The organism is Pyrococcus sp. ST04 (assembly GCF_000263735.1).
GTDB lineage: Archaea > Methanobacteriota_B > Thermococci > Thermococcales > Thermococcaceae > Pyrococcus.
Window position 1 is genome coordinate 70,521 of sequence record NC_017946.1, and the last position, 26,180, is coordinate 96,700.

Consider the following 26,180-nt stretch of genomic DNA (forward strand, 5'->3'; position numbering starts at 1 on the left):
CATCAGAAGAAGAAAGAATAGTTAAAAGGCTTCAGAATTCAGTATCGGTCTCTGGGCCTGAGCTCTCTCCCTTCTCTCCTTCCTTCTCCTTCTCGAGTTTCTGGGCTGCAATGACGTCGTCGATTCTGAGTATCATTATTGCTGCCTCGCTTGCACTCTTGATTGCCTGCTTCTTGACCCTTACTGGCTCGATGACTCCTCTCTCCATCATGTCAGCTGGCTCGCCCTCGTAGACGTCAATTCCGATTGTTGGTCCCTTCTCCTTGTGGGCGGCGGTGACCTTCACTAGAGTCTCGATTGGATCAAGACCTGCGTTCTCTGCGAGTGTCCTTGGTATGACCTTGAGAGCGTCTGCGAAGGCCTCAATAGCGAGCTGCTCCTTACCTCCGACTTCCTTGGCGTACTCGTCAAGCCTGATGCTGAGCTCGATCTCTGCAGCTCCACCACCGGCTATTATCTTTCCGTCCTCGAGGATGTCCTTGACGACCTTAACTGCATCTTCGAGGGCCCTCTCGACCTCGTCAACTACGTGCTCGGTTCCACCCCTGATGAGTATTGTTACTGCCTTGGGGTTCTTGCAGCCCTCGACGAATATCATGTTCTCTCCAGCAACCTTCCTCTCCTCGACAAGCTCGGCCTCACCGAGGTCCTCGGGCGTGAGATCTCTTATGTTGGTGACGATCTTAGCACCTGTGGCCTTGGCGAGCTTCTCCATGTCGCTCTTCTTGACTCTCCTAACTGCAAGGATTCCGTACTTGGCCAGGTAGTGCTGTGCGAGGTCATCAATTCCCTTCTGGACGAACACTACGTTTGCACCGACTTCCTTGATCTTGTCGACCATCTCCTTGAGCATCCTCTCCTCCTGCTCGAGGAAGGCCTGGAGCTGCTCTGGGCTTGTAATCCTGATCTCTGCATCAGTCTCGGTCTCCTTAACCTCGAGAGCGTCATTTATGAGGGCAATCTTAGCCTTCTCAACTCTCTTTGGCATTCCTGGGTGAACAACTTCCTTGTCAATGACGACACCCCTGATGAGCTTGGTGTCGCTTACTGCTCCACCTTCCTTCTTCTCGAACTTGATGTTGTCAATATCAACCTTGTACTTTCCGTCCTTCTCCTCTGCAACGAGCTTAACTGCCTCAACTGCAAGCTTAGCTAGGTACTCCCTCTCCTCCTCTGCAGCCTTACCAGTTATTGCGGTCATTGCAGCCTTGAGGAGGATCTCTTCGTCATCGGGCTTGACATCCTTGGCTATGCTGTCAAGAATCTCCTGAGCCTTCTGGGCAGCGAGCATGTAACCCTTAATGATTATGCTTGGGTGGATGTTCTGGTCAAGCAACTCTTCTGCCTTCTTAAGGAGCTCACCAGCAATGACGACTGCCGTGGTTGTACCGTCACCAGCCTCCTTGTCCTGGGTCTTTGCAACCTCTACCATCATCTTTGCTGCTGGGTGCTGGATGTCCATCTCGTCGAGGATCGTTGCACCGTCGTTGGTAATGACGATGTCTCCAAGGCTGTCAACGAGCATCTTGTCCATACCCTTTGGACCAAGGGTAGTTCTAACTGTTTCGGCAATTATTCTAGCTGCGAGAATGTTCATTCTCTGGGCATCTCTTCCAACATATCTCTGAGTTCCTTCAGGCAGAATTAGTATGGGTTGACCTGCTAACTGGGCCATTTCCGCCCACCTCCCTTAATTTTTATTTTGGCCCCACAAGGGGTTTTAGTTACATGTTGTATCTTCCACCCATAGGTTCCTTAGTGTTGCTTATAAACTTTTCGGTTATCAAAAGCGTGGATTTCAGTTGACGTGAACGAGGACAATGTCACTGCCCTAATCGATTACACTCCAGATAATTTTCGAGACTGGAATAAAGAGCGTCACACTCAGTTATTATTATAGGAGAAGGAGGGTGCAGGGGAAGTGGGATGAAAAGCTCGGTTCGAGGAACCGCGTGAAGAAGAGGATTTTTCAGAAAGTTCCACGAGAAAGACAGGAAGAGGGATGTCAGGGAAAAGCTCGCGAGGATTATCGTGCTTGAGGCGAGGAGGAATGCTGGAATAGTCCTAGAGAAGCTCCCAAAAAACGCTCCAAGAAAAATGCTGGAGAAAATTAGGGACAGGTAACTTCGCCACAGGATTTACCAGTCCGCGTTCCTTGGAATTCAAAGGGCTATTGAGAGGAAGGCGAAAGAATATGGAGTTCCGGTAATAAAGGTAAACCCAAAGAATACTTCAAGAATTTGCCCCGTCCACAATGCTATCATGAAGTATGAGAACGGTTCCCGTTTTGGCGTTTGCAGTGCTGGTGGTGAAGTCTGGCATCGGGACGTTCTTGCCGTCTGGAATTTGCTTTTGAGAGCCCTCCAGAGTGATGGGGGCTCTGCCTCAAGCTCTGGAGGGCTTTGCGTGAATGGGAGGCCCGTGCCGTTGGCCTCGACCGCCACCAATGAAGCCATCTGGATTGAAAAGTCCAGATGGCTGAGGTGGAACTCCCTACCGCCGACACAAAGTGACACACTCCTATACAAAACGAAGAGGTAGGGAGAAACGGAAGACTCAAAAACAACAGACCGTTCACAACTTAACAAAAGATAATGAAAAAACTTTTAACGACAGCTTCAAGGTTACCAGGGGGCAATATATGATGATTTCAAAGAAAGCTCTCGGTTTTGCTACCATTATCCTACTGTCGGTTTTAATTGTGATTTCTAGCGGATGTATCGGGACAAAAACCCAGACAGAAACAAAGGTTCCAAAAGAAACCATCTCTAGGGAAGCACTGCTTAGCAACATTGATAATGAGACCCAGTTTGGGGCCATATGGGAAATGACACTCATGAACGCAACCTCCATTTTGGCAAAAGCAATCGGTAAGTCAGTGGTGACTAAAACGAAAGTGCTAACATACAGAAAGTCCGAAGGAGAAAAATGGGAGTCATACTCCATAATAAAGTGGGAAAACGGAACTGGAGAGCTCTACATGAAAATGGAAGTGGACAACAAAACTCAACCATATAGAGACAAAAGAATGTTCAACTTCACCGTTGCTAAAAGAATGGCATATCCATACGGGGAGCTTCTGCTGGCATTATCTGACAAAATAAAGTTCAACGAAACTACCGAGAATGTCAGATGTTCCCAAGAAAACTGCATCCTCCACATAGTTAGGAAACATGGGCAAGACGAATTCGGGGATATCACGGGAACCTGGAGGGTAGAGTACCTTGAAGCAAACATTACCTATAATCCTCAGACACTAGAAATCACAAAAGCTTCTATCTATATGGTAACAAACCTAGGATACAAGGAGACATTAAAATGTGAATTCATTAGGAAGGATCTACATAAGCTTGAAAAGGAGTTAGAAGAGAAGTATCATGAAATTAAGGAGGAGTAGACCTTTCCACATCCTTATTTTTCCCTTACGAATTTGTCTTTATATCACCAGTTGCACCCATCTTTTCTTTAATGCTAAAGAAATGATCGAAAGATTTAAGTTGTTGCTACCGTATAATAATAACATGGTCGGGTTGGATGTTATTCTACGCGACGCCGAGAAAGTTTCTGAAGAGGAGGCGTGGAGAAGATTAGAACTTCTCTATAAGACTAGGAAAATTAAATGGATTTATAAGGACGCTAACAACCTGAAGTATAGAACTTCTGCATATTATGCTCCCAATTTAGATAAATGGATGATAAGTCTCATTGAAAAAGCTCTAAATAGAGGTGTTCGATATCGTGCTCTTCCAGATATGTTGACGGCTGCTGTCTTCGAGTACTATCGAAGGAATCCTGAATATAAGAAGACTGTGGATTACATCTTAGATAAGATTCATCCGGAGGCGAGGGAGACCATCCTTAAGATCTGGGACGGTCTTGGAGAGAAGGTTTACAACCTCTTCTCAGAATTCTTCGGGAGAGACCTATCCGAACTAGACGCCTTCAAGGATTATGCCGACTACATCATGAACGAGTCCCTGAAATACATCGAGATGCATTTTAAGGAAGGAAAGGAGAAGATGGATGAAGTGAGTTATAAGCTTGCAACTGATACGGTAAGAAGAGATCCTGATCCAATACATCATGGATTTGGATTGAATTTGGTATACAAATGCGGTGGGAGTTACGGTAACATTACTAATGTTAAAGCGTTAGACCTTGAATCAATGTTCTCTCAGGCTGGATATAAAATAGAAGAATTTGGGAAGTGGATCGCTGAGGTTTCTAAGGTTTATATGGCAAAAGTAGATGAGGAGTTAGCCAGGAACGGATTCACCTTCTAATCCTTTTTGTCAAATTGTTTAATCTTTTTGCCATAGCTTCTCTCATTCTCTTTATCCTGCTAACATAAACTTCTACTTTTAGGGCCTCGTTTGATGCTTGGATAATCTCATAGTGAATCTTTGCCCTAATCATCTTTAACTGCTTGATATAATTAACGGTAAGGGTGTATAAGTCTCCGAGAATCTTCTCTACATCAGACTTCGTGTCATTTGCTTGCCACACAAGCTTATTTATATTTGTATCTTTGAGCTTCCTTAGAACCTTCTCTATCTCTTCTTCGATATCCCCGAAGCCTTCGGTTGCGTTTTCTATGGATTCTACGATTTTTCTTAGGGAATCTACGTGCTTTCTGACAGTTTCGAGCTCCTTGACGCTTCTCTTCTCCTTAATCTTGTGCTCAACCCTCTTAACCTTCTCCTCAAACTCCTCAAAGAGATCTTCTATAGGCCTCAATTCTTCTTTTAGTGAAAAGGTATGTCTAGCCACTCTATCCAAATAACTCTCCCACCTCTCTATCTTGTGCATCTCTTCTCCCAACTCTCTTAGAGCAGTGATAACTCCTTGGAGCTCTCCGGAGATGTTATCTCTGACTATCATGATCTCCTTGCTGAACTCGTTCAGCTCTCCTTCGATAACCTTCATGGAAAAGTCAACTCCCTCGCCAAACTTAGCGATAACATCCTTCGGACTCCTCGCTCTCTTAATGTCACTTATCCTAACGTTATCGAACTGAACCAGTTGATTCTCAACGTTTCCAAACTTCTTCTTTTCAGCCTCAGAAATCCTCCCACTAATATCATGGCTCTTCAAGGATTCCAAGTATTTCCTCAGGTTCTCAAGCTTCTTGTAATCTATCGAGAGAGCGTGAGAAATCTTGGCCATTTCATTACTCAAATTTTTGAATGCTAACGGTAAGTTTTTGTCCAATAAATCCTATATGTTATAATTGGTGCAAAGTAGTATGAGACAAGTTATTTTGGTAGTTATACTCATACATCTTTTGACCTTCGCTAGTGGTTGCATTGTCAGAACATACTCCTATTCCCATAAAGAAGGTACTAGTATAACTACCCCCACAACAACTTCTTTAGTCCCTTCTCAAACTACTCACACTCTCACAGATACAACACTCACAACCTCAACTCAGTCCTCAACGACGACTCCAGAGGAGCACATAACAACTAGATCCACCCCTACACATACTCCCCATTCCACTCTACCATCAGCAACAACGAGCACTCAACTTTTACCATCTCATACCTCCCAAAGAACTCAACAAGATCAGGAACCTTTTCAATCCTCACCAACTCAACGACCTCCCTCCTCAACTCCAACCATGCCCTCCACAAAAACCCCAACATTCTCTACTAGACCTACATCCTCAACTTCAACACACTCACCCTCAACAACATCATTCGTCACCTCCACAACCTCTCCACCCCTAACGACGGTTCGTACCACGGTAACTTCGACAACAACATCCCCCATAAGGATTTTCCCTCCAACAATTTCTGATGTCCATATACAGCCCTCGGAAACTCCTTCCGATAAAGTAGATAGCTTTACAGTAACGTTCCAAGTGTCTGGAAGTGGAAACATCGTTACGGAAGTCCGAGTGGTGCCCCTCACATATGAGGGTATTTTTGGATCTTATAGCAATAATATCTTCCCAGAAGAACGACCAAAGACGTTCCGCATAAAAGGTGAAGGAGAGAAAGCCGTTTCTGTTAGGATAAAAGGAGGGAGGGAGTATGAAGTTCAGATAAGATCATGCAATGAAGCGGGATGTAGTAGGCTAATTAAGATTAAAACACCGTATTACAGGGAATTCAAAAACAGGGCTAAGGAGCTTCAAAAGAAGGGTATAACCATAAGTGCTGTTTATATGATGTTTTCGACCTGGTATTTTATCCATAGCCCAGAATCAGAGAGATTTATTGATTACCCACTAATGGGTCCGTATGATACTGAAATTGACATAGTCCAGTGGAAGCATATCGACTGGGCTAATGGTTTTGGAATATCAGTATTTTGGATGGACTTAACCTGGAGTGCCCCACATACCATGGAACGAAACCTACGGATAATGCAGGGGTTCTTGGAAAAGAATATGAGCATAGGAATAATGATAGGGCCTATTGACACTATGAGAACCAACAAACTTGGTGCTTTTGATCTTTCACTACCTGAAAATAGCGATGCCTTGCTTAGTGTTATTAGACAGACACTTCCCATTATGAAGCATCCGAACTACTATCGGATTCAAGGTAGGCCGGCCATATTCATTTGGGCAGAGATATCCTTCGTAAACAGAGAAAGAGTCTACAGAGAGATTAGAGATTTAGTCGAAAGTCACACTGGAGTGCCTCCGTTCATTATTGCTGACATACTTCCACGGATATATGAGAACTGGATACTCCCTACCAATTCCAATTTCCAAGGCTGGAAGAACTGGGCCATAAAAAGAGATGGAGCTGATAGGTACATAGATGGATACACAGGATGGATAGGATTTTTTGGAGTTCATAACTCATCCGCCTCTATCCCCCTTAGCGAAGATGAATTTCGCAAAAACTTCTTAAAGTTCTACAAAGAGCACCTTGCGGCGTGGAGGGAATACTCGGAATCAAAAGGTCGGTGCTTTATTCCTACGGTCTCACCAGGATTCATACGAACGGGGGACAAAGGTTTCATTAAATATCCAATTGAGAGAGATGTAAAAAGATTTAGGGAGATGACTTATCTTGCCTTACAAAATATCGGCTCATGCGGTGAGATTAGAATAGACACGTGGAATGACTTCTATGAAGCAACATTCATCGAACCTTCTGTAAATGAGGGTTTTCGATACATAGAAACGCTTCTAAGCATTCTAACATCCTGAATATTATTCTTTTTATTTTGAAATGCAAAAAGAACCAAAAGAAAGATTATTTAATTCCTTAATCTCGTATCACCAGCCTGTATCTCAAAAGTTTGATTCAAGTAAACTCTGAGCCCCAAGAATTCAAGCCTTTTCTTCAGAAGTTTAACTTCCCTCTCCGGCCAGCAGTGTTGTTGGCACCACATCTCATCCCTAGGACTCGTTAGAGGCTTTCCTACGAGGGGGTTCAAGACCACGTAGAAGTCTGTTGTGATTCTACTAACTGCCTCTTCTATCCAGGGCCACTGCTCAAGACCTTTTGCCACTGGTATTCTAAGCTCAAGAGGAACCGAGTACTCAGAAACTAAGTCAAGTCCCCTGAGGAACAGCGACCAAAGCTTATCACTAGAATTTCGTGGAAGACCGTAAAGCTCCCAGGGAGGAGCCTTAACGTCGGTTGCTATATGGTCAATTAGATCTCCTTTCAGCAACCTCTCCAAAGGTCCAACTAGGGTCAGATTCGAATTGAGGCTTATTGGAACACTCCCATGGACTTCATGGAAAAGTTCTCCAAGTTCCCGCCACTGCATCAGTGGTTCTCCTCCAGTTACATGGAAATAGTCGACGAGGAAAGAGTTCGATATTAGTTCTTCTAGAAGCAACTCCCTGTCAAGGGGAAAGCATCCCTTTCCTTCAGCTATCCTCCAGTTGTGGCAGAAAGGACATCTGAGATTGCAACCGCAAAGCCAGAGAGTAAACGTGACCTTTCCATGAACATCAACCATGCTGACAGCTTTCCAACCACTAGTGAGCATAGAACCACCTCAAAAATAAGATTGAAATCAGGAGGAGTAATGTTTTCTAGTCCAGAACTCCTTCTTCCTAAATGGATTCCAGTTCTTGAGTGGTCTGTAGTACCCTATTATCCTGCTCCAGATTTCAACATTTTCACTACCACAGCGTGGACAGTGGGTGTATAAACCTGTTGCCGAGTATCCACACTCGTTGCAGACGGTAATTGCAGGAGTGTAGCTCCAATAAACGAGTTCAGTCCTCATGAGCCTTTTCGTGAGCTTGGCCAAGGCTTCTGGATCTGGCTCTTCTCCAAGGAATATGTGCATCATCACTCCACCTGTGAAGCTCTTCTGAACTTTCTCCTCTATTCTTATCCTATCACCAAGCTCCAGACTTCCATAGTAAGGAGCTATGCTCGTTGAGTATATTGGATTCTCGGGATCACTTAGGTACTCCCTGAGCTCTGGAAACTGTTTTAAGTCTTTTATCGCGAGCCTCGCGGCTGCACTTTCCCCAGGAACTTCTTCAACGTTCCAAGGTACTCCAGTTCTTCTCATCCATTCCCTTGCCTTTGACGTTGCAAATTCAACCATTTCTTTCATTATTTTTGCAGCTTCCATCCATTCCCTCCTGCTCCCTTCTTCCCAGAGTTTCGGGTTGTTTAAGTATATGGCCGCCGCCTCGGGCAAGCCAAGGATTCCTATTGTGTTGAAATGGCTCGTAGGAAATTCCTCGAGATATTCCCTTATCATGCTGTACATGTGGGGATAGTTCGTTATTAGGGAGATGTATCTACTCCTGAACCAATCCGTGGTAACCCTGACTATCTCGAGAACCTTCCCATACTCTTCCCAAAACTTCTCATCGTCACCCTTGGCCTTCAAAGCTATTCTCGGAAGGTTCACCGTCGTGACATTGACGGAACCGGTAACGTCTGGCATTGCCCATAGTCCACCAAAACGTTGCCTCTCAAGTTTTTCCAATGTTTCTTCCTCTGAACTTTTTCCATTTAAGCCAAAAGCATACATAAATTCATTTTTATCTATATTTAGCCTACAACACATCGCATAGCTTGCATCCGGGTCAACGACATTTGTATTTAGCCAGTAGAAGCTCCCCCTTTTTGCCGCGGTTGTGAATATTGCCTCAAAAACCTCTGGATCATCCCATATCATCTTGGCCGTGACCATTAAGGTTGGTATTGGAAACGTGAATGGTTGCCCCAATGCATCTCCCTCTCTAAGAACCTCCGTTAGGGCTATTATAAACTCCTTAGCCTCCCTCTCATACTCCCCCAGCGGCTCCACTTTCTTACCATCGTAGACAGCGTAGTCACCTTCTAGCATCTTCTTCGGAGCGTCAAGGGTTACGGTAAAGTTCGTGAAGGGTGTCTGAAGTCCTATCCTGGTCGGGTAATTCAAGTTGTACACTAGTCTCTGAATGTTTTGCCTTATCTTTCTTCTATCTAAGCCCTCCTTTCTTATAAATGGTCCAGCATACCACTCCACACTGCTAAAGGCCTGGGCACCCGAGAAGTAGTGCTGGAGGGTTATTAAATAGTTTGCAACGTGATCAACGAACGTGTCAAAGTGCCTTGCAGGTCTCGATACTATTGTTGGTGTTTTGAGACCCTTCTCAAGCAACCTTGCTATGCTGTGTCCAGTACAGTAGGGGATGTAAAGGCTGTAGGGGAGCTTGTGAATGTATATATCTCCGGAGAAGTGAGCCCTCCTCCCGATTTCGGGTATAATTCCAAGACTGTCCTTGAGTGCTTCCTCCATTACATAAGCGAAGAATCCGCTTGGGCCCGGATACCTGTTTGCATTCTCAAGGACATCAAGGCTACCCCACTTTGCATATTCATGGAGGTAATCCCTTGAAACATTTTCCATATTCTCCACCCCATTTTGGATATTTTATCCAGCAAGAGTTGTGAGAAACATGGGGTTATAGGCCTTTTGGATATTTTATCCAACAAAGTGAACACCAGAACCCACTTTATATGACAAAAAGCCAGAATCAACTGAAAATTATTGTTAAATTAACAATAACAGGAAAGATATAAAGGGAACCTCATAAGTAAATCAACACATGTATTGTCAATATGACAGCTATATTATAGCCTTTTCGGTATCTTTGTCAAACACGTGGACCTTGTCAACATCTATGACCACATTGACCTCACTCCCGACCTGGAGTGGGATGTGCCCTGGAAGCTTTACTTTTATCAGCTCGTCCCCAATGACGACATGGACTATCGTATCAGTACCCAAGGCTTCAACGAAGTCCACTCTTCCTCTAACTTTAGTCGTCCTTTTCATGTGGGCCATCTCTCCAACTCCTTCTATTATCATGTGCTCTGGCCTTATCCCAAAGAGAACGGTTTTGCCTATGTAATCCCTCAGGAGTTCCATAATGTCCTGTGGAAGCTCTATTTTAAACCCTCTTCCTTCCAGGTAACCCTCGGCCACTGACACTTCAAGGATATTCATTTCGGGGGCTCCGATAAAGGTCGCAACGAAGACTGAGTTTGGGTTAAGGTACACTTCGGTTGGAGGGCCAACTTGAAGTAGTCTCCCTTGATTCATTACGGCTATTCTGTCACCCATTGTCATGGCCTCCACTTGGTCGTGGGTTACGTATATCGTCGTAACCTTTAGTCTCTGCTGGAGCTTCTTTATTTCAGCCCTCATCGCTACTCTCAGCTTAGCATCCAAGTTACTTAGCGGCTCATCCATAAGGAGAACTTCGGGCTCAACAACTATTGCCCTGGCAACGGCAACCCTCTGCCTCTGCCCACCGGAAAGCTGGGCCGGATACCTATTGAGCAGGTTCTCTATCTGAAGCAGTTCAGCCGCCCATCTGACTTTTTTATCGATTTCCTCCTTTGGAACTTTCTTTATCTTAAGTGGAAAGGCTATGTTATCATAAACCGTCATGTGAGGCCACACAGCATAGCTCTGAAAGACCATGCTTATGTTTCTGTCCTTTGGTGGGAGGTACGTAACATCCCTGTCCCCAAAGTATATCTTCCCTCTCGTGGGCTCCTCAAGACCCGCTATCATCCTCAAGGTAGTTGTCTTTCCACACCCACTTGGTCCCAGGAGAACCAGAAACTCTCCATCCCTTATCGTAAGGGTCAAATCGTTCACGGCAGTAAAGTCACCAAACTTTTTAGTCAAGTTTTCAAGCCTAACTTCCACCATGATCATCACCTCAGCGTTATACCCCACATCGTTACAAGATACCTCCTAGCGAAGAATATGAACAGCATTGCTGGTAGTATCATTATGAAAGCCGCTGCAAACTTGTAATATGCTGGAGCAGCACCTCCAGCTGCCCCTGCGACTATAGAGAGTATCTGGGCTGGGAGAGTTCTGTTCTTGAGTGTAAGGATTGAGGCTACAAAAACTTCGTTCCAGCTCATGACGAAGGTGAACATAGCGGCCGCCGCCAGTCCAGGTAGTGCTAATGGCAGTGTTATGCTCTTAAAGGCCCCAAATCTAGTCAAACCAAATACCATGGCAGCCTCTTCCAACTCCTTATCGACTCCAGCAAAGATACTCGAGGTTATCAGCACAACGAAGGGGAGTGCCATTGCCGTGTGGGCAAGTGCAACACCGAAGAGGGTGTCAATAAGGTTCAACTTTATGTACAAAACCACTAGAGGGATTGCCATAACTGGAATTGGGAACATTCTAAGAGCTATTATCGAGAGTTTTATAGTATCCTTCCCCCTAAACGCATACCTAGCTATCGCATACCCCGCTGGAATACCAAGGGCAAAGCTTATCACTATTGTTAAAACGGCAACTATCACGCTGTTCTTTATTCCATCCCAAGCACCTAACGTGAAGAGGATAACCTTTACCCATTCGGTTGTGAAATGAGTTGGTATAACCTTGTGAGGGTTGTAGTAGTCGGCCTTTGTTGAGAATGCATAGAGGGCAGATACTATTATTGGTATCAATATCCAAGCAACCACTGTAAATATGAAAGCGTAGAAGGCTATTTTCTTCAGCATGAACTTTGTCCTATCGTTCATGTCCTCACCTCCAAGTATTCAGCCTTGAGGAACTTGACGTACAAGGCACCGAGGAGTAACGATAGTAAGGCTATCGTCAGGGCATAGATTGAAGCCACTCCATAGTCCTTTATTTCCGTGAGCTGGTAGAAACCCTCTCCCGCCAGAACTGGTATATCCCTTCCAGCGAGTATCCAGACGACACCGAAGACCTGCATTGCAAATAGAGTTCTAATTATCAGGGCACTCTGGATGCTCGGCTTTAGCATTGGAATGACTATCCTCCTAAGCCTAGTCCAATATCCCGCCCCAAACACTTCAGCCGCCTCAAGGTACTCCTTACTTATCATTTGAAGGCCCGCGAGTATAATCACGAAGACTATTGCCGTAGCCCTCCAAACCTCCGCAATGACTATCGCTAGAAACTCCATCATTCTGTACTCATAACCAAAGAAGTGTATTGGTTGACTGATCAGCCCTAGGTTCATGAGTAACTTGTTCATAAACCCATAATCAGAAAGCATCGTGTACCAGATCAAACCGGCAGCAACATCGCTTATTGTAAGAGGAATTATTAATGCATATATCGTGAAGTCCTTCCCCTTGAATGTCCTGTTTACGGCCAACGCTAGAACCAATGCAAGTATAAGCTGTATGGGCACTATGGCTACTGCTAAGAGAATCGTGTACTTAAGAGCCTGCCAAAACGTTGGATCGGAAGTTGCCCTCCTTATAGTATCTAAAGAAAACGCTCCATTCTTTGTGAATGCTAAGTAGAGTGCCTGAAGTAATGGATAGCCAATGAAAAATGCTAGATACGCAACGGCTGGTGCCAGAAGCAAGTAGGGGATGTGCCTCGTCTTCATAGGCAATTCCTCCTAATATTAAAACAAAAAATAGAAACCAGAGAGAAAAGATATCACGGCTCAGGTACTCCTTTCTCCTTGAATAAGTTGTGGAGCTTTGGTCCAAGTTCACTTAAGACCTTCTGTGGATCTTCTCCCTGGAGGACTATCCTCTTGAAGGCTTCTCTGTAAATTCCGCTGAACTCACCACCTTTCTCGCCAAGATTCGGAATCATTACCACAAGAGCATCCTTTGTGGATGACTGGGCAGTGACACCCTTTACTAAGATCTTGAGCGGCCCTTCTGGAACGGCATCAGCAGCCTCCTTCACTGTTGGGAAGAATCCAACTTTTTCGAGGATCTTAACTTGAGTTTCTGGCTTTGTCAAGTAGTCAATAAGCTTCCAAGCTTCATCTGGGTGTGGGGCATTCTTTGGAATTGCGAGCCCAGCTAGAACGACTATGAATCCTCTTCCCTTTGGTCCTCTTGGAACTGGAACAACTACAAACTGGTCAGGCTTAGTAGTTATTGCGTTCTTTATTCTAGCGGTGTGATCCCAAGCTATCAAGACCTCACCCTGAAGCAATGGGTCTGCCATGGCATCCCAGGTTGTTGAGGCTGGGTTTGTGTACTTCCAAAGCTCCTTGAAGTAGTTCCACATTTCAATTGCCTCTGGGCTGTCGAACTTCTTAGCCTCATATCCTGTAAAGCTCGGATATAGGTAACCGTGAATGAACCTGTGGAGAAGTCCCTTAGGTCCTGCTGGAAGTCCAAACGCCTTCTTTCCGGTCTTTTCATATATGTTCTTTACCCACTCCAAAAGGGCCTCATAAGTCCACTTTTCTGTTCCTTGAATAACATCCTGCTCTGTCAGTCCAGATGGGAGGTACTTGAAAGCCTCCTTGTTAACTACCATGACATAGGTTGCACTCATCCATGGAACGTAGAAGACCTTACCGTTCTTGTCAGTTGCATACTTCATGTAGCTCTCAATAAACGTCCTTCCTTGAAGCGTCTTTACCTTGTCGGTTAAGTCCGTGAGCCAGCCCTTTGCATTGAAGTAATCTAATCCACCGTGAAGATCTGCAACAACATCGATAGTTACCTTTCCAGAGCTCTCCTCACCCTCAAGTCTCGTGGCCAGATCGCTATAGCTTATTGGCACAAACTCTACATCAATTCCAGTCTCATCCTTGAATGGCGGAATTAGCTCATTAAGAACAAATGCCCTCTCTTCTGGTGGGTTCAGCTGGGTGGAGGCCCAGACAATCTTTGTGGGTCCTCCGCCCCCAATGCACCCGCTAACAAAAACGGCCGCGACTAAAAGAGCCGCGACTAGTACTCCCACGGCCCTCTTCATGCTTACTCACCAAAGTATATAAACTATATCCACCTTTATTTACTTTTCCCTTCTATGCCTCATTTCCCAAAAATGGGAATTGAACATCCTTATTTTAATTCAAGTAGGCACGGCTGAAAATTTTAACAAAATCCTAACATTTTTAACGAAAGTTAGGGATGCCTAAATTGGTGGTGACATGAAGGAAATAACAAGAATTTGGGAAGAGGCGATAAGCGAGAAGAATTGTGAAAAGTTGCTTGATATATTTGACGATTACCTAGACACAATAGAGGACGAAGACAAACTAAGAGAAGAACTTAAGAGGGCAGGAGAAGTCGCCGTTGAATGCGAAAACTTCGACCTTCTCCATGAGATAGCCCATACATATGAGCATCTAGGTGAAGTTGAAAAGGGGATAGAACTTTACAAAAAAGTGCTTGAAAAAAGGAAAAATGACAAAGAAAAGTACGCAGAAGCACTTTACTATCTGGCGGATGCCTATGAACACTTCGGAATGCCGGAAGAAGCATTGAAGACATACGAAGAACTGCTTAGAGTTGAAGAAGAGCTCGGAAATGAAAAGGAGAAGGCACTAACACTAGCCAATATAGCAATAGTGAAGGATGAACTCGAAAACGTCGAAGAAGCAATAAGGCTCATGGAAAAGGCCAGGGATATATTTGCAAAGCTCAAAGATGAGAAAAACTACCTGATAAGCCTAATAGACTTAGCCCACTTCAACTATGAGCTTGGAAAGTACGACGAAGCTATGGAGCTAATTCAAGAAGTCCTCAGGAATCCTATTGATAAGGAGGTTGAAGTTCACTCAAGGCTCGTCGAAAGTGAAATATACGCCGGAAAAGGGGAAAACAAGAAAGCCGCAATCAGCCTCAGAAAAGCCCTCCAGAGAGCTGAAGATGATGAAGAGCTGTTTGGGATTGCATTCGAATCGGTACTCGACTTTATAGAGGGGCTGTTTAATGAAGGGAATTACAATGCACTCAAGGAAGTCTCCCCAATATTCGCAGAGCTTTTCGAGGACGATACAAGAGAATTCTTCAAAGCGATAGAAAAACTAGCCGAATGGAGACTGGGAGATGAGAATGCTAAGGTTGAGTTTGAAGAGTTGTATAAGAGGATTGAGAATGAGGATCTGAAGGCAATGTTGGATGAGTGGAAAAGACCAAAGCTGAGCCTCGGTCTGGGGCTCAGCCTTTAAATCCTAGAGACAGTCTCAACTTCAGCGCTCTCTACGTTTTCTACCTTTCTGAACTTCTCTGCAACCTCATCGAAAGAATAACCCTCTTCGTCCTTGCCGAGGATGTGGAACTTCAGTGCCACTAAACCAAAGGCTATTGGCTCCCTCTCAACTTTAGCAAGCCCGTACTTCTCTGGAATTACTGCTTTAAGCTTCTCTTCGAGCTCATCAAGGTTCACATCTGGGCTCGTTGGCATAACCTTAATGACACCAACAAGGTTGAAATCGCTCATTCACGGTCCCTCCCATCCACACTTGGGGCATTTGTAGGGCTTTGCAAGAACCCTACAGGTTTCACATCTCCAGATTATTGCTTCCCCACAGTTGGGGCACACAAAGTGAGTGGCATGCTCCCTAGGCGTGATCTCCCTTCCACATGACGTACATACGGGTATCTCGAACTTCATCTCAACTGCCTGTGCCAATCCACTCACCTCCAGAAGCGAAGGTTTTTTCTTCAACTGTCATCGGGTTGAGGAGTTCACTTATAAACCTTTTCCCAAAGGAAGGTTGGGGAAGGGTGTGGAGGTTAAGGCACTTATAGAAATAATGAGACCCCACAACTGTATCCTCGCGGGCATAGTTGGAATACTTGGAGCATTAGTTGCATACGAGGGGATACCTCCCCTGGAAAAGCTACTCTTAATCTTTGCTGTGGTATATTTTGGCTGTTCAGCTGGAAATACTATAAATGATTACTTTGACTTCGAGATCGACAAAATCAATAGGCCAGAAAGACCAATCCCAAGGGGAGCCCTCAGTAGAAGGGCAGCTTTTTATTATGCAATTCTCCAATACGGACTTGGCCTGCTCCTTGCAGGCTTTCTAGGGGTAAAGGCCTTTGCATTTGCCCTAGGAGCATATGCATTAACCTTCGTATATGCATGGAAACTCAAGCCCCTCCCCTTCATAGGGAACATTGCAGTGGCAACACTAACGGGGGTAACCCCAATATACGGAGCCCTAGGAGTTGGAAGGATAGGACTTGCAGGATATCTAGCAGTCTGTGCCTTCTTGGTTAACGTGGCTAGGGAGATAATGAAAGATATAGAAGACGTTGAAGGAGATAGAGAAATCGGAGCGAGAACCCTACCAATAGTCCTTGGCAAGAAAAAGGCAGGCATTATAGCATCGATTTTTGGATTTAGTACTGTTATCGCATCTTTCCTCCCCGTAAAAGCTGGTATAGGGCTAGGTTATGCCCCAATGATAATAGTTGATGGAATGATAATAAAAGCGAGCATTGACGTCCTTATAAATCCAGAAAGAGCCAGCAAAGGACAGAAACTCCTGAAGGTGGCCACCTTCATAGCAGTTATAAGTTTCCTACTCGGAGCATTAACCAAGGGGGTGTGAAGTATGATAGAAGAGGTTGTAAAAGATAACATAGATAAAGATGGTCTTTGGCTTGTTTTAACATTCAGAACCCCTTATGGTCCCGGGGACACAATGGACAAGCTAGCGAGGGCTGTTGAGAGTGCCGGATGGAAAATAACATTCAAAGCAAACTGGTGGACGGCAGACATTCCTTATGGACTGGTCAGAATAGATGCAAAAAAAGAAAATAAGGAAAAAATAATCCTAGGGAAGTGGATATTAGGGAAGGAATGCAAGATAATTAAGGTGGAGAACCTAGACTTGGAAAAAGGAAAGGAAGAGTTTTTCAGGATAGTCGATAGCATAACCTCAACACTGATCCACGACCCAGTAATCAGGACTATGAGAGAGCAATACTAAGCTTCAGCCTCTTTCTAACTATCTCCAGAGCCCTCTCAGCATCTTCGGAAAATTCTGGGTATCCAAGCCTCTTCATCGTCTCCGGTAGAGGAACCCCAAGTTCTTCATGCCATCCCCTTAGTCTGTAGAACTCTTTCCTCGCCTCCAAAAAGTCCTCGTAGTCTATAAATGCCTTGTTCCCCTTGGCCGGACCCTCTGGTTCAGGCTCCCACCATCTTTGTGGGATTGAGTCATCTATTGGAGGAGTTACCCAATCTAGAGCCGCATGTATTCTTGAAATATTTTCAACGGCCCATGCAACTTTCCTCAACTTTTCAATGCTCCACTCCCTTCCACTCACTATTGAATAGAACTTTGCCAAATCCTCAAGCTTGTAGGGAACGAACTTACACACGCCAAGCATATCAAAGATGTAACTTTCATCCCTGGCCTCAATTAGGGAGGGAACAAGTTCCTTCGCCGGCCCCTGATTTGGTAGCTGGTGAGGTCTTGGCCATCCCCTCATATGAGATGCCCCAACATCGGCGGTAGCATAGCTTAAGGCATATGTTCTCCTTCCTCTAGGATCCCATGCAGGGGCTTCGAGACCCTTTACGTGAACAGCAAACTCACATCCCCTACCAAGGATCTCACAGGCTCTCTTAACGCCCTCTGCTAAGATTGCTCCTATCCCCCTCCTCTCAGCTATCATCAAAAGTAATTTTTCTTCAGCTTCCTCGTCTCCAAAACCAGAGACATCAAAACCAATTTCCTCTTTACTTATTAATCCCCTTTCGACTAGCTCAAACAGCCAACCTATAACGTTACCAGCGGCTATACTATCGAGACCTAGGTCATTTGCCAGATGATTAAAGTAGGCTACGGCAGGAAAGTTAAAAACTCCCGTCGCTGCTCCAAGCATCGCTATGCTCTCATACTCCGGCTTTACCCTGATCTTTCTCCCCTTGTATTCAACTTCAACGTATCTGGCACACTTTATCGGACAACTTTTCCCATGTATAAACCATTCTGGCTGTATTTCGTACTTCTTAACTTCATCTCCAGCCAGCTTACTAGCAAGTTCATCTGGAATGTAGGGCCTTGAGAAATTGTAAGCTGGACTCATTCCAAGAGAAGCGGAACTCCTTAACCCATCCGTAGTTCCATAGTTTCTCGTGTGTTCATACTTTGGATCCGTAGCATAGCTGTCGTAATACTCCTTCCAAAGCTTTTCATATTCTTCCTTATTGGCGACCTCAGGTTTTTCTCCAGGTTCAACGACTACAGCCTTCAAGTTCTTACTTCCCATTACAGCCCCAAGACCTCCCCTTCCACTAGCCCTTTCTGAATCATACACAATATTAGCTATCCGAACCTTATTTTCCCCAGCTCTCCCTATAGCAGCCACGCTAGAGCCTTCATGCTTTTTCCACAGCTTTAATGTAGTTTCATAAACTCCCTTACCCCATATTTCCGAAGCATCCCTAATTTCTGCTTGTCCCTCATAAATGTGAAGATACACGGGCTTCTCGGCTTTACCCTCTATTATCAAGCCGTCAAAATGTCCCTTTAGTTTAGGACCAAGGGCATCTCCCCCACTAGAATCGCTGATCAATCTAGTTTCAGGACTTTTGCTCACGGCTATTACTTTACTTGATCCCGGAATTAAACCAGTCAAAGCACCAGGAACAAAGAGAAGCTTGTTCCCAGGGCTTAAAGGTTCAGTACCAGGGGGCACTTCGGTGTACATAAGATAGTAACCGAGGCCCTTACCGCCCACGAACTTCTCAATGATGTTATCTTCCAATTTTTCTATTGAAATTTTCTCCTCAGTAAGGTTCACCCTAAGGATCTTACCATGGTAACCCTTCATTTATGACCACCTTTATTATAACGCTGAGACAACTATCTTAATAACATTTTTCAAACGCATAATCTTGCCCTTTCCCTATCCTCTTTACTAAGCCTCCACCCCATTGCTCCAGCATTTTCCTTAACGTGTTCCTTCCTTATAGCCTTCGGTATTGCAACAACGTTATCTTCCCATATGAGGTAGTTCAACGCCACCTGGGCGGCTGTTTTTCCATACTTCTTCCCTATTTCTTCAAGACACTTATTTCTAGCCAAAATACCCTTTTCCAATGGAGTGTAAGCCATTAAAGTCATCCCTTCCTTTTTCATATACTCAAGAAGTCCCGTTTCCTCTGGAGTTCTGTCCATAAGGGAATACTTAACCTGATTAACAACTATCTCATACCTCCTCATCACCTCCTGACTTCTCCTTAAAAGCTCGAGATCGAAGTTGCTAACTCCTATGTACCTTATTATCCCTTCATCGACAAGATCTTCAAGGGCATGAAGGGTCTGCTTTATCTTTTCGAAACTATCTCCCGGCCAGTGAAGGAGGTATAGATCTATGTAAGTACCCAGTCTTTTAGCACTTGCCTTTGCGGCTTTTATTGCAGAATCATAGCCAAAATGAGTTGGCCATATCTTACTCACAATAAATAGCTCATCTCTATCGAAGGGCTTTATTGCCTCCCCAACAAGCTCTTCGGAGTGACCGGCACCGTAAAATTCCGCCGTGTCAATTAAGTTTATCCCAAGTTCAATGCCGTATCTCAATGCCTCTATTGCCTCCCTATCGTGGGAATAATCGGGAAACTCCTTACCTCCTATACCCCACGTCCCCAAACCTATTGAGGTCACCCTATCATTCCCAATTCTTTTCATGTCCCTCATTCTTACCCACCAACTAAAAGTTCAGCTCCTTCATATTTACCATTTTAGTTCGAATTTTAACACTAAGAAGTTCGACATTGGAACAAACCGAAAGGTTTATAAACTCTGGCATGCATATGTAATATGAAACTTACATATGGAGGAGGTTGATGAACATGAGGAAGAAGTTGATAGGTGTTGGGGTGCTCCTACTGGCCCTCCTCGGGTTTGTAGTTGGTAGCGTTGCAGCGTACAGAGGTCAGCCCGGACCTTACGAATGGGCTCCGAAGCTCAACCTAGCAACATCAACAGCGGAACTAAGTGAGGAGGAAAAAGAAGCTCTCCTGTACATGGTCGAAGAAGAAAAGTTAGCCAGAGACGTGTATATGACGCTGTACGAGAAGTTCAACTTACCAATATTTCAAATGATAGCAGAGAGCGAGCAGAGACACGTAGATGCTGTCCTGGAACTAATAGAAAAGTACAACATCACCCCACCATCAACACTTGACGAAGTTGGGAAATTCGAAAATGAGGAACTTCAGGCCCTTTACGAGCAACTTATAGGAATGGCAACGGACGAAATTTCAGCTCTGAAGGTCGGAGCCCTCATAGAGGAAACCGATATAGAAGATCTAAAAGAGTGGATGGAGAAGGTCGACAACGCAGACATAATCCAAGTGTTCGAGAGCCTTATGAGAGGAAGCGAGAATCACCTGAGAGCATTCGTAAGGAATCTGGAGATCAGGGGAACGCAGTATGAAGCTCAAGTGCTAAGCCAGGAGGAAGTTGACAAGATACTAAGCTCTACAGGAACCATGGGACATGGATTTAGGGGAAGAGGAAAAGGAGGAGTCTTTGGTAGAGGCCATCCCTTTGGCCCCTTCCACTGAAATTTTTTCTTTTTTGGAGGTGAGATTATGAAAGCCTCAGCACTACTAAGAGGTTTAATCGACCTTTTACTCACGATCACCTTTATCATTATAGCAATATCCGGAATCGCCCTTTATCTTGCTCCGAGTGGTAGAATAGCAGAGACAATAAACTGGACATTCCTAGGACTCACAAAAGAAACATGGGAAAACGTGCATACGTACATAGGCTTTGTAATGATAGGCTTAGTAGCACTACACCTCCTAATAGGCTTCAAGAGCATGATAACCATGCTAAAGTCGGGAGTGAAGAAAGCAAAGGTCAAAGGAGTCATAGGAATAACACTCTCCCTGCTCTTACTCCCAGCGGGCTACCTTGCATTCGTTTCGGCCACTGGGGAAGAAGAGACAACTCATGAGGAGAATTATGAGTACGAAGAAAGCATAATAACCGGCCAGATGCTTAGGTACTACACCATCCAAGAGTTGGCAGACTACTTCAATGTTCCAGCAGAGGGCATAGTGGAAAAACTTAGGGAGAAAGGCATACAATGCGACCCAAATACTAAGCTGGTCGAAATTGAATACGAATATGACATAGACAGAGAGGAGCTAAAGGCACTACTCGAGGAGATAATAAATGAATTAAGAAGCTCCGAAAAATAAACGCCATGAGTGAATTAAAGTTCAAATCATAGCCGTACCGATTCTTCTCTCTTTTTCTCACCACAATTAGTCCTCAGATGAGAAACCTCTATATATCACACACTCCCTTCTTTCAATAGTGAGAAACAAGCAATGGAAGTGGGCACAATGGTCAAGAGTGCTGAAGAACTAGTAACAATCGCAGATGCGCTGGCAAATCCTGTTAGGATTAAGATACTCAAACTGCTCTGCGAAAAGGAGTGGTACGTTTATGAACTTGCAAAGGTTCTTGGGATATCAAGACAACTCCTGTACCTCCACCTCAGAAAGCTTGAAAAGGCAGGACTCGTCGAAAGTGAGCTCAGACTTGAGCCAGACGACCCAAGGGCTAAGAAATATTACAGGGCAAAGAAGTTTATGATTGTTATAGATAACGAGACGATAAAGAATCTGGAGGTGTAAAAATGCCTTGGGGCAGTTCAACCCCAAGCGGATGGATTTCAGTAGTTATAGAGCTGATAATACTCGTGATATTGATATTTGGCATATACCAAGTAAATAGGACATTAAACGAGCTAAAACTTGAGTTGAACAACCTGAAAAATACCTTGGAGGAAGTAAAAAAGAACACAGAAGAAACCAGGAGAAAGCTAGAGGAGGTTTAGCCTACCCAACCTATCAGCGACAATCAAGGCTATCGCAACCTTGATAACATCCGGAACCACAAAAGGAATGACACCTACTTTTAATGCCAGAGAGTAATTACCCCCCAGATATTTCGCCAGCCATAGAAATCCTAAGATATAGATCACGGCTAAGCCGAGATAAGAAAAAACTATCCTTACCTTTTTATTATCCCTTTTTAAGCCAGAAAGGAAAGCCGCAATGGGAAATGCTACTATGTAACCAGCAGTTGGGCCGAGCAAAACACCAAATCCGCCAGAAAAACCAGAAAATACGGGAACTCCAAGAATACCAATTGCATCATATAAAAGAATCGCCAAGAAGCCCAGTTTGGCACCAAGAACCAGGCCGGCCAAAATCACGAAGAGAACCTGAAGGGTGAAAGGAACCGGACCAATGCTTATTCTAATCTGAGCCCCTATTCCAGTTAAAGCCACGAAAAGACCTACTAAGGCCAAGTCTCTAGTTTTCATCACATCACCGCTTTCCCAATCACCCTTAACTATTTAAGAGCGTTAGGCCGTTGAATCAAATCACCTCAACTATACACTCAGGGGGAACATGCCTAACTATTCTAACCCTCCTACCCGCCTTGTACACTTGATATCCCTTCCTCCTTAAGCACTCTGCATCTATTAGAAGGACAACCACATCACTCCCATGCCTCCTACCCGTGAGGTAAGCATCGTCATACGTTGTGCTTAGGTGAACGAACTGCCGTTTCATCGGCTTTAGCCCCTCCCTTAGTATTGACTTTAGATTCCTCCTTAATGTCCCGTGATATAGAACCTTCGATTCCCTGTCCTCTTCGTGGTTAAGGAGAACCGGATAACTATGACCATAACGAGCCCTTATTTTACTACCCCTTATCTCATACCTACCTTTCTCGTCCTTCTGAACTATCTCCCTCACAAAATCCTCTGTAACCCAAGGATAGTGGGTTCTCAAGGCATTAACCAAATCCTTTATCTCAACGAAGCCTTCCTCATCCGGATTTAAGCCAAAGTCCCAAGGGCCATGCCTCAAAATGTAGGCCATTAACTTGCTAACTCTAACCCTATCCTTCATCACACTCTCTCAATTTTCTACGTTCCTTTTAGCTTTTATTGACAAAAGACTCTAGGGAAATGTTGAATAATAAAAAGCTAAAATGTGAAAACCGGCTCTCCATCAAAGAGCATAACATCTATTGGTTCTTTTAATCTGATGACTACCCCAGAGAATGCCAAAAATCTCCTATATACTGCCCTCCTGTGCTTTCCCCTGTAGACGAAAGCAACAGGTACTTCGTATTCCTTAGGAGCGAGTATTCTTTTTCTAAAGACATCTACACTCTCGACTTCAACGTTTGCTGGGAGAATACTTCTTAAGGTCTTCTCTTTTCCATGTTTTACCTCAACTAATTTAACATACCCTGGAGATGCCGGATAGAATAGGCTTTCGCTGTCCCCTAGATAGGGAACGAATTTTGGATCAAGCAATGCTTCATATGCCCTCTCTATAAACTCTTCTGGCCCAGTAAAGAACATCCTAAAGTGTGGCTTATATAGGCTGACTTTTGTGATTGGGTATAAGGGGGAATGAGGATTTTTGTATATTGCTGAAATTTCCTCAATTCTTTCCCCCTGATCCTCAATTATAACTCCATAATTTACCTCCCTTAGAAGGCGGAAGTAAGAATCTGGAGGATATCCCATAACCCCAGCAAGCATTCCGACTGCGGTTGTTTTTGGGGGAAAGGGATAAGTGTCGAGGAGTAAAGAAGTATGTGGAATCCTGAAGTGAGCTTGCAAAGGTCTAGCTTCAACTATTAGACCCAACAACTCACTCACCGATCTCTATTTTCTCAACGACCTCCTTTAGATCTTTCATACTTAGTATTTCAACGTTATCCCATTCGCTGAATGCTTCTCTGAGCTCGTCAACGTTTGCAAATCTGCTTTCAAACAGGCCTATGTACACTTTCTCTATGTTATCCCTGAATGCTTCAAGGGTCTCTTTGAGCCTTTCGACATCGAGTTGTAATTTTCCATCAACATATCCCTCTTTGACTCTCAATGCATCTCCAATGACTGGAATCTTTCGTTTTAATATTGCAATAACAGCTATCTCTGGATAAACCTTTGTGAAGAAGTTGCTGAGCTTTGCTCCTCCATGATATTCAAGTATTGCCTTTATTATTGCCCTAAGTCTCTTCTCCCTCTCCTCCTTTGGAAGAACATAGACAACAAGCTCTTTTCCTGTAGGATCCTTTACTTTCTTCTTTGTCAATCCATAGGCTGATGCTTCAAGCTCTAGTTTAGGAACTTCGAGTCCCTCTATGAATGAACCTAACCTGTCCACCTCTATGAAGAAGTTGGATCTCATTATGTTTGTCGTTATCTCTGTCTCGTATATGTTATGCTTGTCTCCAGTTGGGTCATACCTGACACCGAAGTCTCTATCCTCCTGATAGGGAAATATTGACATCATACCATTAGTTCTGACAACTGCAGTCCTTCTGAGAGTCGCATTCTTGTTTTCTACCTTCTTAGCTATCATGTACCCAAATAAATCGTCGTCAATGTATTTATGCGGCTCCCCTTGAGATACTATAACTTTCTCCCCCTTCTCCTTTCTTGGAACTATCTGACTTAGCTCCCAACCCTCCTCTTTCAAAATCTGTCTCAGGTGGTACTTGACACTTTGGCCAGAAACTCTAACATACTCCCTTCCGTCAACTGGATCCCTGACCTTCTTCAATACTGATATAACTCCCTCCGTCCCATTAGAGTTTAAGTTTGCCCCCTCAACCTTGGTCAAGGTAACTATTTCAATCGCCTTCATTTTCCTTTCCCTCCTCCTTGTAGAGAGCGTTAAGCATACCATTCAGGAGAATAGCCTTGAGAACTTTCCACTCCCTTTCATTTTCATAAAACGGTCTTAGATCCAAGGTAGTTTCAAGCTTTGCTTGGAGTTCAACAAGTTTGTTTACAAATTCCTCAAAGCCCCTAGCCCTGAATATCTCCCAGAGATATCTATCCAAGTTTGTGCCTCTAATCTTCATTCCCAAACTATAACCCATCCCGTTTACTTTTTCAAAAGTTTCCAAGTCCACACCACCACCCCCAAAAGCCTCATAGTAGGCCCTAACCCAAGTCAGATAATAAGCAGGGAAAGGCAACTCCTCCTTCCTTCTCTCCATTAATATTTTGTTGAGGGTTACAAAATCAAACTTTCCATTAAGGAGTTGAATTGTAAACTTTTCTCTCTCAATGAAATTCTTTTTCCTGTCTTTTCCCCTCGGAACTTCCAGTCTTTCATAGAAAAGTGCAACTGCAGAGTCCTCTTTTTGTATTGTTCTTTTCTTCATCTTGATTTCCTTTCCACTTTTTTGAAGTGTCACAAAGAATTTCGTTAGGCTTGCGAGCTTTGTACCCTCAATTATCGTTGATCCATAGAACTGGCCACTTCCATATACAAGAAATACCCTGACCATTTTTTCAACGTCTATTGCCTCTTGAATCATCCCTCTCCTTCTAAGGAATTTTACGAACTCATGTATCGTCAAGAAAAATGCCTCATGGGGATTATAGGGTTTAATAGAGAACCTAACATCAAAGTACTTACTCGATTCAATGGAGAGTCTCTCACGCCAGAAATTCTTGAATAAATGTGTTATCCTCTTGAAATACTTCTCCTCAGCATCAAAGAAGAACTTTAATTTTTCCTTCCCACCAAGTGGGACTATGTAGAGATATGCCATTGCGGAGTATAACTTAAAAGCATGCTCAAGACAAAATGCCAATCTGTTATTTTCTCTAACCAATGAGTCTATCTTCCTTTCAAATGGATATATAAACGCCCTGTTCTCTACAATCTCCCCTTCCTTCCCACATATTGAGCAAACTCCCTTACTTCTCTTCATAAAGGCATCTAAGATGCTCTTAGTTGTCGCAGAAACTTCAAAACCTGCAGCCTTCAAGACGTTTAGAGCATCCCCCTCCGTAGCGACCTCCTTAGATTCCGCCAGCATAGACATTATTGGTTCAAGATAGTACTCCTTAACAGTTTCTTCCGTGATCTCTCTTATGTTCAAGTTCTTAAGAAACATCTCCCCATTCCTTAGATAGGGATATAACATTTTTAAT

The 26,180-nt window shown here is 44.1% G+C and carries 30 protein-coding genes; 11 read left to right on the forward strand and 19 right to left on the reverse strand.

All coding sequences use genetic code 11. From position 1 onward, the window contains the following. Nucleotides 1-31: 31 nt before the first annotated feature. Nucleotides 32-1,675, reverse strand: coding sequence for a thermosome subunit beta (thsB, locus tag PY04_RS00400; RefSeq protein WP_014733207.1), 1,644 nt, complete (start codon nucleotides 1,673-1,675; stop codon nucleotides 32-34). A gap of 497 nt (nucleotides 1,676-2,172) precedes the next feature. Here thsB and PY04_RS09715 point away from each other — a divergent pair, with 497 nt between their 5' ends. The 3 genes from PY04_RS09715 (at nucleotide 2,173) to PY04_RS00415 (ending at nucleotide 4,283) form a co-directional block, all read left to right on the forward strand. After that, entirely contained in the window at nucleotides 2,173-2,541 is a 369-nt protein-coding gene (locus tag PY04_RS09715; protein WP_237710145.1) for a transposase, read from the forward strand. A 100-nt stretch (nucleotides 2,542-2,641) separates the two neighbouring features. Beyond that, nucleotides 2,642-3,397, forward strand: coding sequence for a hypothetical protein (locus PY04_RS00410; protein ID WP_014733208.1), 756 nt, complete (start codon nucleotides 2,642-2,644; stop codon nucleotides 3,395-3,397). Between the two features lie 124 nt (nucleotides 3,398-3,521). Continuing rightward, the gene (locus PY04_RS00415; RefSeq protein WP_014733209.1) at nucleotides 3,522-4,283 is read left to right on the forward strand and encodes a hypothetical protein; all 762 of its coding nucleotides are present in this window, start codon (nucleotides 3,522-3,524) and stop codon (nucleotides 4,281-4,283) included. Here PY04_RS00415 and PY04_RS00420 read toward each other — a convergent pair. The 3 genes from PY04_RS00420 to PY04_RS00425 all read right to left on the reverse strand — a co-directional run bounded on the left by PY04_RS00420 (nucleotide 4,273) and on the right by PY04_RS00425 (nucleotide 5,913). Next, nucleotides 4,273-5,166, reverse strand: coding sequence for a hypothetical protein (locus tag PY04_RS00420; RefSeq protein ID WP_014733210.1), 894 nt, complete (start codon nucleotides 5,164-5,166; stop codon nucleotides 4,273-4,275). The two genes, PY04_RS00415 and PY04_RS00420, sit on opposite strands and share 11 nt — an antisense overlap. 311 nt (nucleotides 5,167-5,477) lie before the next feature. Continuing rightward, a complete protein-coding gene (locus tag PY04_RS09605; RefSeq protein WP_167884973.1) occupies nucleotides 5,478-5,618 on the reverse strand; it encodes a hypothetical protein in 141 nt (46 codons plus the stop codon). Then, entirely contained in the window at nucleotides 5,593-5,913 is a 321-nt protein-coding gene (locus PY04_RS00425; RefSeq protein WP_148265992.1) for a hypothetical protein, read from the reverse strand. Before PY04_RS00425 ends, PY04_RS09605 begins: the two co-directional genes overlap by 26 nt. Here PY04_RS00425 and PY04_RS00430 point away from each other — a divergent pair. Next, nucleotides 5,903-7,168, forward strand: a complete 1,266-nt coding sequence (locus tag PY04_RS00430; RefSeq protein WP_014733211.1) for a hypothetical protein — start codon at nucleotides 5,903-5,905, stop codon at nucleotides 7,166-7,168. The two genes, PY04_RS00425 and PY04_RS00430, sit on opposite strands and share 11 nt — an antisense overlap. 50 nt (nucleotides 7,169-7,218) lie before the next feature. On the opposite strand, the gene PY04_RS00435 is transcribed toward PY04_RS00430, so the two are convergent. From PY04_RS00435 to PY04_RS00460, 6 genes are all read right to left on the reverse strand, one after another. After that, nucleotides 7,219-7,962 carry an anaerobic ribonucleoside-triphosphate reductase activating protein gene (locus tag PY04_RS00435; protein ID WP_048055844.1) on the reverse strand — a complete coding sequence of 248 codons (744 nt, stop codon included), beginning with the start codon at nucleotides 7,960-7,962 and terminating at the stop codon, nucleotides 7,219-7,221. 27 nt (nucleotides 7,963-7,989) lie between these two features. Further along, the gene (locus tag PY04_RS00440; RefSeq protein ID WP_014733213.1) at nucleotides 7,990-9,834 is read right to left on the reverse strand and encodes an anaerobic ribonucleoside triphosphate reductase; all 1,845 of its coding nucleotides are present in this window, start codon (nucleotides 9,832-9,834) and stop codon (nucleotides 7,990-7,992) included. Between the two features lie 219 nt (nucleotides 9,835-10,053). Continuing rightward, complete coding sequence (locus PY04_RS00445; RefSeq protein WP_014733214.1) at nucleotides 10,054-11,148, reverse strand: ABC transporter ATP-binding protein; 1,095 nt, start codon at nucleotides 11,146-11,148, stop codon at nucleotides 10,054-10,056. 5 nt (nucleotides 11,149-11,153) lie between these two features. Continuing rightward, entirely contained in the window at nucleotides 11,154-11,987 is an 834-nt protein-coding gene (locus PY04_RS00450) for a carbohydrate ABC transporter permease (protein WP_014733215.1), read from the reverse strand. Beyond that, nucleotides 11,984-12,832, reverse strand: a complete 849-nt coding sequence (locus tag PY04_RS00455; RefSeq protein ID WP_014733216.1) for a carbohydrate ABC transporter permease — start codon at nucleotides 12,830-12,832, stop codon at nucleotides 11,984-11,986. The genes PY04_RS00450 and PY04_RS00455 overlap by 4 nt, the downstream gene beginning before the upstream one ends. A 53-nt stretch (nucleotides 12,833-12,885) precedes the next feature. Next, on the reverse strand, nucleotides 12,886-14,172 hold the full coding sequence (locus PY04_RS00460; RefSeq protein ID WP_014733217.1) for an ABC transporter substrate-binding protein: 1,287 nt from the start codon (nucleotides 14,170-14,172) through the stop codon (nucleotides 12,886-12,888). 178 nt (nucleotides 14,173-14,350) lie between these two features. On the opposite strand from PY04_RS00460, the gene PY04_RS00465 reads away from it, so the two are divergent. Continuing rightward, on the forward strand, nucleotides 14,351-15,373 hold the full coding sequence (locus tag PY04_RS00465; protein ID WP_014733218.1) for a lipopolysaccharide assembly protein LapB: 1,023 nt from the start codon (nucleotides 14,351-14,353) through the stop codon (nucleotides 15,371-15,373). Here the strand turns inward: PY04_RS00465 and PY04_RS00470 are convergent. Together PY04_RS00470 and PY04_RS00475 are read right to left on the reverse strand one after the other, a co-directional pair. Next, the gene (locus PY04_RS00470; protein WP_014733219.1) at nucleotides 15,370-15,645 is read right to left on the reverse strand and encodes an elongation factor 1-beta; all 276 of its coding nucleotides are present in this window, start codon (nucleotides 15,643-15,645) and stop codon (nucleotides 15,370-15,372) included. The genes PY04_RS00465 and PY04_RS00470 overlap by 4 nt on opposite strands. Beyond that, a complete protein-coding gene (locus PY04_RS00475; protein WP_048056166.1) occupies nucleotides 15,646-15,819 on the reverse strand; it encodes a zinc finger domain-containing protein in 174 nt (57 codons plus the stop codon). Between the two features lie 115 nt (nucleotides 15,820-15,934). Here PY04_RS00475 and PY04_RS00480 point away from each other — a divergent pair, with 115 nt between their 5' ends. Both PY04_RS00480 and PY04_RS00485 read left to right on the forward strand, forming a co-directional pair. Further along, complete coding sequence (locus PY04_RS00480; RefSeq protein ID WP_048055846.1) at nucleotides 15,935-16,768, forward strand: geranylgeranylglycerol-phosphate geranylgeranyltransferase; 834 nt, start codon at nucleotides 15,935-15,937, stop codon at nucleotides 16,766-16,768. Nucleotides 16,769-16,771: 3 nt separating this feature from the next. Continuing rightward, entirely contained in the window at nucleotides 16,772-17,149 is a 378-nt protein-coding gene (locus tag PY04_RS00485; protein ID WP_014733222.1) for a hypothetical protein, read from the forward strand. Here PY04_RS00485 and PY04_RS00490 read toward each other — a convergent pair. Together PY04_RS00490 and PY04_RS00495 are read right to left on the reverse strand one after the other, a co-directional pair. After that, nucleotides 17,130-19,001 (reverse strand): aldehyde ferredoxin oxidoreductase family protein, encoded by a 1,872-nt coding sequence (locus PY04_RS00490; RefSeq protein ID WP_014733223.1) that lies wholly within the window; start codon nucleotides 18,999-19,001, stop codon nucleotides 17,130-17,132. The genes PY04_RS00485 and PY04_RS00490 overlap by 20 nt on opposite strands. A gap of 50 nt (nucleotides 19,002-19,051) precedes the next feature. Beyond that, nucleotides 19,052-19,870, reverse strand: a complete 819-nt coding sequence (locus tag PY04_RS00495) for an aldo/keto reductase (RefSeq protein WP_048055847.1) — start codon at nucleotides 19,868-19,870, stop codon at nucleotides 19,052-19,054. A gap of 155 nt (nucleotides 19,871-20,025) precedes the next feature. Between PY04_RS00495 and PY04_RS00500 the strand changes: the two genes are divergently transcribed. The 4 genes from PY04_RS00500 to PY04_RS00515 all read left to right on the forward strand — a co-directional run bounded on the left by PY04_RS00500 (nucleotide 20,026) and on the right by PY04_RS00515 (nucleotide 22,031). Then, entirely contained in the window at nucleotides 20,026-20,742 is a 717-nt protein-coding gene (locus PY04_RS00500) for a DUF2202 domain-containing protein (RefSeq protein WP_014733225.1), read from the forward strand. A gap of 27 nt (nucleotides 20,743-20,769) precedes the next feature. After that, nucleotides 20,770-21,387, forward strand: a complete 618-nt coding sequence (locus tag PY04_RS00505) for a DUF4405 domain-containing protein (protein ID WP_014733226.1) — start codon at nucleotides 20,770-20,772, stop codon at nucleotides 21,385-21,387. A gap of 147 nt (nucleotides 21,388-21,534) precedes the next feature. Beyond that, on the forward strand, nucleotides 21,535-21,828 hold the full coding sequence (locus PY04_RS00510) for a winged helix-turn-helix domain-containing protein (protein ID WP_048055848.1): 294 nt from the start codon (nucleotides 21,535-21,537) through the stop codon (nucleotides 21,826-21,828). Nucleotides 21,829-21,830: 2 nt separating this feature from the next. Continuing rightward, complete coding sequence (locus PY04_RS00515) at nucleotides 21,831-22,031, forward strand: hypothetical protein (protein ID WP_048055849.1); 201 nt, start codon at nucleotides 21,831-21,833, stop codon at nucleotides 22,029-22,031. Here PY04_RS00515 and PY04_RS00520 read toward each other — a convergent pair. The 5 genes from PY04_RS00520 to PY04_RS00540 form a co-directional block, all read right to left on the reverse strand. Next, nucleotides 22,017-22,523, reverse strand: coding sequence for a biotin transporter BioY (locus PY04_RS00520; protein WP_014733228.1), 507 nt, complete (start codon nucleotides 22,521-22,523; stop codon nucleotides 22,017-22,019). The two genes, PY04_RS00515 and PY04_RS00520, sit on opposite strands and share 15 nt — an antisense overlap. Before the next feature lie 55 nt (nucleotides 22,524-22,578). Beyond that, on the reverse strand, nucleotides 22,579-23,118 hold the full coding sequence (locus PY04_RS00525; RefSeq protein WP_014733229.1) for an RNA 2'-phosphotransferase: 540 nt from the start codon (nucleotides 23,116-23,118) through the stop codon (nucleotides 22,579-22,581). 77 nt (nucleotides 23,119-23,195) lie between these two features. Beyond that, nucleotides 23,196-23,882: a CRISPR-associated protein Cas5 gene (gene cas5 / locus PY04_RS00530; RefSeq protein WP_237710127.1), complete on the reverse strand. Its 687-nt coding sequence runs from the start codon at nucleotides 23,880-23,882 to the stop codon at nucleotides 23,196-23,198. After that, a complete protein-coding gene (gene cas7i, locus PY04_RS00535) occupies nucleotides 23,875-24,876 on the reverse strand; it encodes a type I-B CRISPR-associated protein Cas7/Cst2/DevR (protein ID WP_014733231.1) in 1,002 nt (333 codons plus the stop codon). The genes cas5 and cas7i overlap by 8 nt, the downstream gene beginning before the upstream one ends. Next, nucleotides 24,863-26,173, reverse strand: a complete 1,311-nt coding sequence (locus PY04_RS00540) for a hypothetical protein (RefSeq protein ID WP_014733232.1) — start codon at nucleotides 26,171-26,173, stop codon at nucleotides 24,863-24,865. The genes cas7i and PY04_RS00540 overlap by 14 nt, the downstream gene beginning before the upstream one ends. Nucleotides 26,174-26,180 lie beyond the last annotated feature (7 nt).